9 protein-coding genes, 5 tRNA genes, 1 rRNA gene and 1 riboswitch are annotated in these 10,983 nt (G+C 35.5%); of the genes, 1 reads left to right on the top strand and 14 read right to left on the bottom strand.

What is annotated here, in order from left to right:
* Window positions 1-2 precede the first annotated feature (2 nt).
* A complete protein-coding gene (locus F5ESL0260_RS06260) occupies window positions 3-1,136 on the top strand; it encodes a hypothetical protein (RefSeq protein ID WP_122026269.1) in 1,134 nt (377 codons plus the stop codon).
* A gap of 47 nt (window positions 1,137-1,183) precedes the next feature.
* On the opposite strand, the gene F5ESL0260_RS06265 is transcribed toward F5ESL0260_RS06260, so the two are convergent.
* The 14 genes from F5ESL0260_RS06265 to rrf all read right to left on the bottom strand — a co-directional run bounded on the left by F5ESL0260_RS06265 (window position 1,184) and on the right by rrf (window position 10,964).
* The gene (locus F5ESL0260_RS06265; RefSeq protein ID WP_122026270.1) at window positions 1,184-1,930 is read right to left on the bottom strand and encodes a tyrosine-protein phosphatase; all 747 of its coding nucleotides are present in this window, start codon (window positions 1,928-1,930) and stop codon (window positions 1,184-1,186) included.
* 139 nt (window positions 1,931-2,069) lie between these two features.
* Window positions 2,070-3,524 (bottom strand): MDR family MFS transporter, encoded by a 1,455-nt coding sequence (locus F5ESL0260_RS06270; protein ID WP_122026271.1) that lies wholly within the window; start codon window positions 3,522-3,524, stop codon window positions 2,070-2,072.
* A gap of 29 nt (window positions 3,525-3,553) precedes the next feature.
* Complete coding sequence (gene metK, locus F5ESL0260_RS06275; protein WP_122026272.1) at window positions 3,554-4,753, bottom strand: methionine adenosyltransferase; 1,200 nt, start codon at window positions 4,751-4,753, stop codon at window positions 3,554-3,556.
* Window positions 4,751-4,831: riboswitch (SMK box riboswitch) on the bottom strand. Its footprint overlaps the gene before it by 3 nt.
* An 80-nt stretch (window positions 4,832-4,911) precedes the next feature.
* Window positions 4,912-4,984 (bottom strand) — tRNA-Val (locus F5ESL0260_RS06280).
* A 4-nt stretch (window positions 4,985-4,988) separates the two neighbouring features.
* Window positions 4,989-5,060, bottom strand: a tRNA-Glu gene (locus F5ESL0260_RS06285).
* Window positions 5,061-5,293: 233 nt separating this feature from the next.
* Window positions 5,294-6,586 carry a PTS sugar transporter subunit IIC gene (locus F5ESL0260_RS06290; protein ID WP_046307358.1) on the bottom strand — a complete coding sequence of 431 codons (1,293 nt, stop codon included), beginning with the start codon at window positions 6,584-6,586 and terminating at the stop codon, window positions 5,294-5,296.
* On the bottom strand, window positions 6,583-8,007 hold the full coding sequence (locus F5ESL0260_RS06295; RefSeq protein WP_122026273.1) for a 6-phospho-beta-glucosidase: 1,425 nt from the start codon (window positions 8,005-8,007) through the stop codon (window positions 6,583-6,585). Before F5ESL0260_RS06295 ends, F5ESL0260_RS06290 begins: the two co-directional genes overlap by 4 nt.
* Window positions 8,004-8,849 carry a MurR/RpiR family transcriptional regulator gene (locus F5ESL0260_RS06300; RefSeq protein ID WP_122026274.1) on the bottom strand — a complete coding sequence of 282 codons (846 nt, stop codon included), beginning with the start codon at window positions 8,847-8,849 and terminating at the stop codon, window positions 8,004-8,006. The genes F5ESL0260_RS06295 and F5ESL0260_RS06300 overlap by 4 nt, the downstream gene beginning before the upstream one ends.
* Window positions 8,850-9,071: 222 nt before the next feature.
* Window positions 9,072-9,144 (bottom strand) — tRNA-Val (locus F5ESL0260_RS06305).
* Window positions 9,145-9,425: 281 nt separating this feature from the next.
* Window positions 9,426-9,719, bottom strand: a complete 294-nt coding sequence (locus F5ESL0260_RS06310) for a hypothetical protein (protein ID WP_122026275.1) — start codon at window positions 9,717-9,719, stop codon at window positions 9,426-9,428.
* Window positions 9,720-9,949: 230 nt separating this feature from the next.
* Complete coding sequence (locus F5ESL0260_RS09460; protein WP_158593815.1) at window positions 9,950-10,120, bottom strand: hypothetical protein; 171 nt, start codon at window positions 10,118-10,120, stop codon at window positions 9,950-9,952.
* A gap of 547 nt (window positions 10,121-10,667) precedes the next feature.
* Window positions 10,668-10,757, bottom strand: a tRNA-Ser gene (locus F5ESL0260_RS06315).
* Between the two features lie 7 nt (window positions 10,758-10,764).
* A tRNA-Asn gene (locus tag F5ESL0260_RS06320) sits at window positions 10,765-10,837 on the bottom strand.
* A 10-nt stretch (window positions 10,838-10,847) separates the two neighbouring features.
* Window positions 10,848-10,964: ribosomal RNA gene (gene rrf, locus F5ESL0260_RS06325) — 5S ribosomal RNA — on the bottom strand.
* Window positions 10,965-10,983: the final 19 nt, after the last annotated feature.

The raw sequence follows: 10,983 nt of genomic DNA on the forward strand, positions 1-10,983 counted from the left end.
CTATGGCCTATTTCGAATTACAATTTAAAAAAGTATTTAAAAATACTTTGACATGGCTAATTTTAAGTATAGTGCTAATATGTGCAGGGTTTATTCTAGGCTATAATGCTTTAAAAGGTGATCAAACTACAATCCGTTACCAAATAAGTCAAGATTTAAGCCAGCAGAAACAAGCCCAAGCTAATTTGCCCCCGGTTAAAAATCAAAATAGAAATGAGCGGCAGATATTAAAAGACCTAGATAATGAAAATTGGGATCATGCATATGAACTGATGATTCGTCAAAATAACAGGCAAGCAGCGCAAGTCAAAATTGGTGGGGCTGATCTCAGACAAGAAATTAAGCAGAAAAATGCCCGTTTGCATGCTCTAAAAAAAGCAAATTTACCAGAACAAAATGAGCAGCATCCTAAACAGGGTTGGTTATTCCTATTTAAACTTTCAGAAGGATTTTTGCCTGCAATGATCGTCATCATGCTTTGTTTTATTTTAAGTAATATTTTCGCATCAAAGTATGTTGATCATTTAAATCGTGCCGTATTGTTACCAAACAAGCACAGTGTAACTCTAGATATCATTTTTGGATTACTAATTGCTTTTTCACTAACTCTTTTCAGCAGCGTTTTAATCTGGGGGCTTTGCAGTTTGCTTTTTGGTAGTGGCGCACTCTCTTATCCAATTCAAGGAGTTATTTTGCCAGGAATGCTCAAAAATACTTATCAACCACTTTCTGTTTGGTTAAAGCCTGCGCTTGCTTTATCTATCTTGGCGTGCATCTTCATCGTGCTTTTGGTACAGCTTTTAGCTCAAATTACCCGTAATCAATTAAGTTGTCTTTTCTTAGCACTATTCATACTGTTAGGTGGTGCAATTTTACCATTTATTTTACAATCAACCTCTGGTGTTGGGGGAATGACTAAAACCGCAGTTGTGCAATACATACCAATGACTTACCTGCTTTCAACTCAGGTGGCAACTGGAAACTTAGCTACCAAATTTAACAACCCGCAGCTGCATTTTGCTTTTGGCTTTAGAGTTCTGATAGTCTCAATTGTCATGCTCACAATCCTTAATTTTTCATGGCCATGGCTTTCAAGGCAGATGAAGAAATTAGGTAAAAATAGTCAAATAAATTAAAAATAAAGGAGTCTGGGAGAAATATTTTTCCCGGGCTCTTTTATTTTTTACTCTAAATAAATTTGTCTCATTTTAGTTTTAAAATCAAGCGGCAGATCCAAACCTCTAATCAAATAGTTGTCAAAATCACCATAATTTTGCTTAATAGCCTTAAAATATCTTTCTAAATAGGATTTTTGCACAGTTAAAGCTACAGCTACATCTTGTAATTGGGAACTGGTTAATTGGTCTCTTAAGTAGTCCAAAATTGCTTGGTTTTCTTGTTTTCTAGCCTTAATTGTTTTTAAGTAATCAACAAAAATTTGCTCATCACTCACTCCCAGGCTTTTCAAAATCAAAGCCGCTGCCACACCCGTACGATCTTTACCAGCAAAACAGTGAAAGGCAGTTGGCACCGGATCATTTATTAGTGTCAGCAAAAACTGGTGATAGCCTTTTTGTGCTGAATTTTGGAGTGCTAATTCTTCATAGGTGGTAAGCATATCCTCTTCAGCTTGATTGTTAGCAGAAATAATTTCATCTACACTTGCCTGATTAACTTGAGCGTCTTTTAAAACATCAATTACAACATAATCTAATCCTGACCACAAGTAATCCGGATATTGTTTTCTTTCTTCCTCACCCCTAAAATCAAAAACTCTCCTAATTTGATATTTATTCTGAACCTGTTCTTTTTGGTAGGCGGTTAGATTATATAGCTGACCACACCTAAATAAAAGTCCATCTTTGACCTTTCTTCCGTCAGCGCCAACATTTCCACCTAAGGAACGCCAATTTGTAATTTCCCTTACCATTTTTACTGCTCCCGTTAAATTTTATTTTTAATAGTATTAATTATAATTTTTAAGAAAAGATATTTCTACTGCGGAAGATATTTTTAAGCAAAAAACCGCTGGACAATTCTTCCAGCGGTATTATTTAAATTTTGTATTATTAATTATTACTATCTGTTTTTTGATAAATACAGTTAAAAATAACAGAGATAATAATTGCAGCAAGTGAAACGCAGTAAACACCCTTTAAAGCACTAAACAACACTTGTCTTAATTGAGGTACTAAGTTTGCAGCCAGTTCTTGCGCCTTAGCTGACGAAACAATTTTATTCATCATACCTTGTGTCAAGTTGGGACGTTTAGCAAGTTGGTTTGCCACAATTGTATTAAAGGTAATACCAAAAATTGAAACCATCATGGTTTGACCTAAATATCTCATCAAGGTGTTAAAAGAAGTGGCTACACCGATATTTTCTTTAGAAACTAAAACTTGTGAGCGCACCTGTGAAGCAGTTAAAACTCCCCCAAAGGAAAAACCATTTAAGGTAGCAATCACACAGAATACCCAAAAAGGCGTGTGTATCGGCACAATCAGCAACATACAATCTGCCACTAACAACACTGCTAATAAGCCAAAGAAAGTTTTCTTAACACCCCAACGGCTTAACATACCGCCAATTAAAAATGATCCTACAACCCACATTACAGAGCTTGGGGTCACCGCAAAACCGGCGATTGTAGCAGATGTACCATTAATGCCCTGCATCCAAGTTGGAATATAAAATTCGAAGCCAATAACTACGCCGGCGACTAACAGCGTAATCATATTTACAGCTAGGAACTCTCTGCCCTTTAGCATTGAGAGTGGCATTATTGGGTCTTCTGCGCGTTTTTCTTCATGATAGAAGATAACAGCACTGACAACAATTAAAGCGACCAGAGCGGCTAAAATCAGTGGCTTGATTGTTCCAAGATCTTGTAATGTGAACATCAAAGTCAAAAGTAAAACTACTAACCAAAATGTTCCCTTAATATCAAGCTTTGATTTTTTCTTATTTTTGGGTTCCTTTAGGAAAAAGATAATTAGTAGTAGTGCAATGATCCCTATTGGTACATTAATATAAAAAACCCAGTGCCACGAAAGGTTTTGCACAATAAAGCCACCCAGTAATGGGGCAATGACTGAAGCAACGCCCCAAAAGCCTGAATTGAGGCCTAACATCTTCGTTCTTTTTTCAATACTATATAAATCAGCAATGATTGTCATAGCTACTGGCTGAACTGCTCCGGAACCCAATCCTTGAATAACACGGAATAAAATCAATTCAACCATATTTTGAGCTTGGCCGCAAAGTGCAGACCCAATAACAAATAACGCTATTCCAAACAAAAAAATTGGTTTACGTCCAATACTGTCTGCTAATTTGCCATATAAAGGAGTTGATACAGCGGTCATAAACAAAAATATTGAAACAACCCAATTCATAATTTCCAACCCATTTAGATCAGAAACAATTGTCGGCATTGCAGTAGAAACGATCGTACCTTCAATAGCAGTCATAAATGTGGTCATAAAAATCGCAATCATTACTACTCGTACATTTGTTTTCTTCAAAATTACAACTCCCTTACTTATGAAAAAAATTACTTATTTTCGTTAACAAAGTCTAACAATTCTTGAACTTTATCGGTCTTTTCCCATGGTAAATCTATATCTGTCCGGCCAAAATGACCATAAGCTGCCGTTTGCTCGTAAATCGGTCGTCTAAGATTCAGCATTTTTATAATACCGGCTGGACGTAAATCAAAAACTTTACGGACAGCCTTGGTCAATAAGTCATCGCTAACTTTTCCCGTTCCTGCCGTATCGATCATAACTGAAACAGGATGAGCGACACCAATTGCATAAGCCAATTGAACTTCACAACGCTCAGCTAGGCCTGCAGCAACTATATTTTTAGCTACATATCTTGCCGCATAGCTGGCACTACGATCAACTTTTGTTGGATCTTTGCCTGAAAATGCACCGCCACCGTGACGAGCATAGCCGCCGTAAGTATCAACAATAATTTTGCGGCCAGTCAAACCTGAATCACCTTTCGGTCCACCAATAACAAAGCGACCCGACGGATTAATCAAAAACTTGGTCTTTTCGTCCAGGTACTTCTCAGGTATTACTTTTTTTATCACCAGATCAGTCATAGCCTGACGAATTTCCTGGTTAGAAACTTTATCATCGGTTTGAGTAGAAATAACCACAGTATCAACCCGCTTAGGCTTCTGCTTTTCATCATATTCAACCGTTACCTGGGCCTTAGCATCAGGCCTAAGCCATGTTAAAGTGCCATCTTTACGGAGTTTTGTAACTTGCCGCATTAAGCGGTGAGCCAGTGAAATTGGTAAAGGCATTAATTCAGGCGTTTCGTTGATTGCAAAGCCGAACATCAAGCCTTGATCACCTGCACCAATTTGATCTAGCTGATCATTATCAGATTGATTTTCACGTGTTTCAAGTGAATGGTCTACACCTTGAGCTATATCCGGTGATTGTTCATCAATATCAATTAAAACGGCGCAATTATTGCCATCAAAACCAAGCTCAGGTTTATCATAACCAATTCTCAAAACAGTCTTGCGAACAATGCTTTGAATGTCAACATATGCAGTTGTGGAAATTTCTCCAAAAACATAGACAATTCCAGTGTTGACAATAGTCTCACAAGCAACATGAGCTTGCGGATCCTTGGCAATAATAGCATCCAAAATTGCATCTGAAATCTGATCAGCAACTTTATCCGGATGACCTTCAGAAACTGATTCTGAAGTAAATAAACGTTTTTCCATAATAGTCCCCCTATAGACAATAGCTATTCGGTTACAAGGCATCTCCATTAAAGGATCCTCTCAGGACTTGAACCGATTTTTTTACTCTTCGTTCTATATTTTTATATATTATATTGATAATAAAAAAGGCTACCGCATGTTCGGTAGCCATAGAACGATGGAGGATACAGGGCTCGAACCTGTGACCTCCTGCTTGTAAGGCAGATGCTCTCCCAGCTGAGCTAATCCTCCAAAGTGACCCGTACGGGATTTGAACCCATGTTACCGCCGTGAAAGGGCGATGTCTTAACCACTTGACCAACGGGTCAGGTTCTGAATCAAAGTACATTCAATAGTATACTAGATAAAAAATGATTTGCAAGTAAAAAAATCAAAAAAAGTAAATTTGTTTGAAAACTCCTGCTAAAGCCTATTAGAGCAACAAGAATAGCTTTAACTCAATAAACGCATTGATTACAGGCAATACTAGCTGCTTTGACCAGCAACGTTTGTTATTTTACCAAAAAAGGATTAGTACTTCAAGATACTAATCCTCTTTATTTATTTCGTTGCGTTTTGCTGCTTTACCAAAAATTGATCATATTTTTTAATGAATGGCCAGTACACAATCATTGAGAGAATGATAATAACAAATTGCCATAAAGCTGTTCGCCATCCTCCAATTAAAAATCCTGAAATAATTGGTGGCGTTGTCCACGGAACCATCACGCCAGAAAACAGTGGCAAAATTCCCCATTGCATCAGTAAGTAACTAATGATTCCAACACAAGTTGGAAAAACCACAAATGGAACTAATAAGTATAAGTTCATTACAATCGGAACGCCGAAAATAACTGGCTCATTAATATTAAAAATGTTTGGAACTAGCGACAGTTTCCCAAGTTCTTTTAGAGCAGATGACTTTGAGAAAAATGTCATGTAGATGACAAGGCCCATTACAATTCCCGCACCTGTCATACACAGATAATTATCCCAAAACTGTTGGGTAAAAATGTGTCCACCATTAGCGACTGTTAGTTTTTTCCCTGCATCCAAAATTGATTGGTTATCAGACATGTTAGACTGCAAAATTGGTGTCAGAATAGCTCCACAAATTGCTCCACCGTGAACACCACACCACCATAGTAATGACATTACGATTGTCATAATTACCACTCCACCAAGAGAATCAGTGATTCCTTGAAGTGGCGTTTGAATTGCTGAGTAAATTATTTCCGCAAAACTAGTTTGAGCTACAAATTTGAAGATTGCACAAATTGCTCCGGCAACAACTAAAACTGCTGCAGTTGGAATCAATGCCATAAAAGAATTTGCTACAGCTGGTGGAACTCCAGCAGGTAGTTTGATTCGCCAATCTTTTTTAACACAGTAACTATAAATAAAACCACTTAGTAAACCGACGATGATCGCACAGATCATCCCTTGACCCGCAGTCCAATTTTTTGAAATAACATTTGTAATAAGTTCTCCACCTTTAGGCTTAATTTCAGATGGCAATAGCATAATGAACGCACCGAGTGCAGCTAAACTACCTGAAAAAGGTGAATCAACTTTTTCATTTTTAATATAAGTATATGCAATACCTACTACGGCAAAAATTGCCATCAATGAAAATGAAGATTGGTATATTTGGTTAAAAACATCAGCCCAACCACTCTTAGTAATCGCATTTGCGACTGCTGGTATTGGTATGTTTGCTAAGAGCATGAACAGCGAGCCAACAATTAGAAATGGTAATACAAACATCATTCCATCTTTTAGTGCGCTAATAATCTTAGTATTGGTAAATTTCATAACCATTGGTACTAATTTATCGTTAATGAACTTTTTCATTTCTCTACCCTCACTTGATCTTTTAGACACTCACCATTAGTTTTTATAATATTTTTGTACCATTCAAATGATTGTTTACGGTAGACACCTGCAGCACCTTGCTTAACTTCATCTAAATTGACATAAATAAAGCCGTAGCGCTTTTCTATCTCACCGGTTGAAGCACTGATAATATCGATTGCTGCCCATGGGGTATAACCAATTACATCAACGCCATCAAGTTCAATAGCTTTTAACATTTGAACAACATGGCTCTGAAGATAATTTATTCGGTAATCATCATTAACAAAGCCATTTTCTAATTTGTCATAAGCACCAAAACCATTTTCGACGATAAACAATGGTTTCTGATATCGCTCATAAGCAACATTTAAAATATATCGCAGTCCGACCGGATCAATGGCCCATCCCCAGTCACTTTTTGAAACATAAGGATTAGACTTTTCCAAAAAATTAGCCTGAACATTATATTCTGCAATAGTTGACTTATAATAACTAAATCCCAAAAAATCGACAGTCCCGTTTTTCAAATTAGTTAAGTCTTCTTGCGTGATATCTAATTTAATATTTTTACGTTCCCACAGTTTTTTTGTATATGAAGGATAAATCCCCCTAATTTGAACATCACTAAAGAAGAAGCGCCTATCCATTGCTTTAAGACTTGCAATTTGATCAAGTGGCTTACAACTTGCAGGATATAGGGGGCCTAAATGAAGCATACAGCCTATTTGAAGTTTCGAATCAATTTTCTTAGCTTCTTGAACGGCCAGTGAACTTGCTAGAAACTGATAATGACTTATTTGATACATTGTCTGCTCTTGATTTTCATCTTCCTTGTATAAAACGCCAGCACCGGTCCATGCATTGAACGGATTATCAGTATCAATCAAATTATTAATTTCATTGAAAGTCATCCAGTATTTTACCTTTTCGTGATAGCGTTCAAAGCAAACCTTTGCGTATCGTAAGAAGAAATCAATTACCCTTCGATCACGCCAACCACCATAATGGTCAGCCAAATAATATGGCATTTCAAAATGCGATAGCGTAACAACAGGTTGAATGCCATATTTCAAACATTCATCAAAAACATTGTCGTAAAATGCTAATCCTTCTTCATTTGGCTTCTCTTCATCACCATGTGGGAAAATTCTTGACCAGGCAATACTTAGTCTGAAACATTTAAATCCCATTTCTGCAAAAAGTTTTATTTCTTCTTTGTAATGATGATAAAAATCAATGCCAAAATGATTGGGATATTCTTCATTTGGTAAAACTCCTGCTGTTATTTTCCTAGGTGTATTTACGTCACCCTTAGTCATAACATCAGTGACACTAATTCCTTTACCTCCTGCGTCCCAAGCTCCTTCATATTGGTTAGCGGCTACTGCACCACCCCATAAAAAATCTTTATTAATCAATTTTGTTTTTCCTTAATTTTCTCAACTTCATCTGAAGTCTCACTTACTTCAGAGTAATTATTGAGCATTTTCAATGACATCAACACGTCAAATAGGTATTGAATCGATGAAATGTACACAATATTACTAAGTTCCAACGTGTTTTTAGTAGTCTTAATAACCATTGTTTCATCACATAATCGACAAATTGAGCGCTTAACAGAATCGCAGACAACAACAATTTTATAGTCCTCAGCCTTCAGCTTTTTAGCAATACCATACATATGTTCATTGTTCCCAGTATGAGTCAAAATAAAGGCTAGGGGGCTGACTTTTCTATTTCGATATACTTTCGCATGCATCAAATTCAAAGAATCATATGCCTCTGCTTCAACACCGACTTCTTGAAAATTTAAACAAAATAATTGAGCTAACGGATAATTTAGTCCATCTCCATAAATTTCAATTCTATCAGCCATTTCAAGTAAACTAGCTACTCTATTAAGCAATTCTGTATTAAAAATGTTTTTGGTATATTTTAGAGAGTTTCGATGAACGATTTCTATTCTATCTAAAACTTCTCTTGAAGCCTCATTGCCATTAAAGCCGTTGCTCTTTAGATCATCATCTAATTCAATAATCGTGGGCAACTCAGTTGCTAATTTATATTTAAACTCAGTAAAACCACTTACACCTGCTTTTTGGCAAAGCCTAATTACTGTTGATGGACTCGAAAAGCTTGCTTTTGCAACCTCATGAACTGTCATTCCAAGTACTCTTTGTGGATTATTATTAATGAAATCCAGAACTTCCCGTTCTTGTCCGGTCAGTCTACTACTTTTAAGCATTTCGTCTAATATCATAATTTTCCTTTCGGCCGTTAAGATCAATTACTCAATCGACACCGTCATTATATCTTGTAATCGCTTTCTTATACAATGATATCCGGACTTTTGGAGCAAAGTACCAGATTGGAACAAATTTAAGATCATTTTTGAAAATAAATTTCAAAAATTAAAATATAAATTTTGAAAACAAAAAAGAACATCTTAACGACGTTCTTCATTATAAATATGTATCATTTATGGAGGATACAGGGCTCGAACCTGTGACCTCCTGCTTGTAAGGCAGATGCTCTCCCAGCTGAGCTAATCCTCCATTTTGTTGTTGTCTCTCGACCACTTCTAATAATTTAGCATAAGTTTCTTTTTATGTCTACACTTTTTTAAAATTTTTGTTTGATTAGGCTGATAATTATAATTTTAATACCTATTAAACCATCTTTTACAAACATTTATTAAGCTTGAATTTAATAGAAACTATCTATAATTTAATTTTTATTATTAAAGTACGATTTCACTTTTATCCTGAAAAAGGTATAGTCCCCAGTAGCTCACTATTAAATAAATACGACTTACTCAAGATATTTTTATTTCATCCTAATCGAATGCTATATATTTATACAACTCCGGCTCTGCACTTACTACATCTGAAATCCATATGTCTTGAAGATTATCACCTCCAGCCATAAAAATAAGTTCGGGCTGGTCATCATCTTCATTCTCGATTTCTTCAACAAAAATAGTTTGTTTACTCCCATCTTTAAGTGTAAATGTAACATTTCTTGCGCGAAAATTGGCAATTATTTCAGGTAAAGTCTTTTGTGTAGATCCATTTTTAACCTCCATATTGATTTTAAATAAATTTAGTTCTATTTTTTTGACATCTGTCAAAAAAAGCTAGAATATTAAACTTCATATTGCAAATTTCGTCTTTTTAAAATCCGCTAAATGATAAAATTTCTGAATAGATCTATATGAAATAAGCTCCTAAAAAGAGCCTTTCCATAAAATAATTAGTTGAATTTGCGATAGCGATTTTTATACAGTTTATTCCAAAAATGCAATATTTTCATTTACAACCGTATCCTTTTTTATTAGCTTTTTTGCTATAAAATTAATAATCACCATTGAACATTGACCATTTTAGGATATATTTCTGATAATTTTTTGCCATTAGTTTTAAAGTTCAGTACTTCATCAGTATTTTTGAACTTCTTAATATATTTACCACTGCCTAACGCGCGTCTTTCTATAAAACAAGCCCGTTCTGGTCTGGCTCCAATAACCAACATCGATTATTTAATTAATTCTACTTCATATCCTGTTTCAATTAGCTCTCTAAATTGAGCCAAACTCTTAATTTTGATCATTATTTTGCTACTCCCCCTTAAGCCCTCAATTTCATTTTAATTTTATTTCTTGCCGAAAAAATATATAACAAATAATCTTACCATTCTTTTTGTTTTAAAAAATGCATGATGTTTGAACTTAATCAACATTTTATACAATTCTTCTGTAGATGGAACAACTTTTTATTCTTCTAGAATGAAATCTTCCAGCCTATGCCAGAAAATGTATGTCGTTTATTTGAAAGGAACATTTATTTAGTTCCTTTAAGTAGACTGTATATCTTTTAATATTTCATACATTTTTGCTTTCTGAAAAAGATAAGAAGCAATGGAAAATAAATTAAGCAATATAAAAATATTCATTTAATTTATTCGTACAATAAGTTCTGAAAGTGGCTTGACTTTCAAAATTAACTTCGAACTTTTTTCGAACTTTTTATAAAATAAAAGCTGTTAAACATTGATTTAACAGCTTTTATTATTTATTTAGCGGAGTGTGAGAGATTTGAACTCTCGATACAGGATTAACCCATATACATGATTTCCAATCATGCTCCTTAAGCCACTCGGACAACACTCCAAATTAACTCCGGCTGTCAGACTCGAACTGACGACATCTTGATTAACAGTCAAGCGCTCTACCAACTGAGCTAAGCCGGAATACTAAAAAGCACGGCAGCGTCCTACCCTCGCAGGCAGTCTCCCACCAACTACTCTCGGCGTGAAGAAGCTTAACTGCTGTGTTCGGCATGGTTACAGGTGTTTCCTTCTTGCTCTTGCCACCGTACTTTTTTCCTTGTGAGCTT

The sequence above is a fragment of the Lactobacillus sp. ESL0260 genome (assembly GCF_003692935.1).
GTDB lineage: Bacteria > Bacillota > Bacilli > Lactobacillales > Lactobacillaceae > Lactobacillus > Lactobacillus melliventris.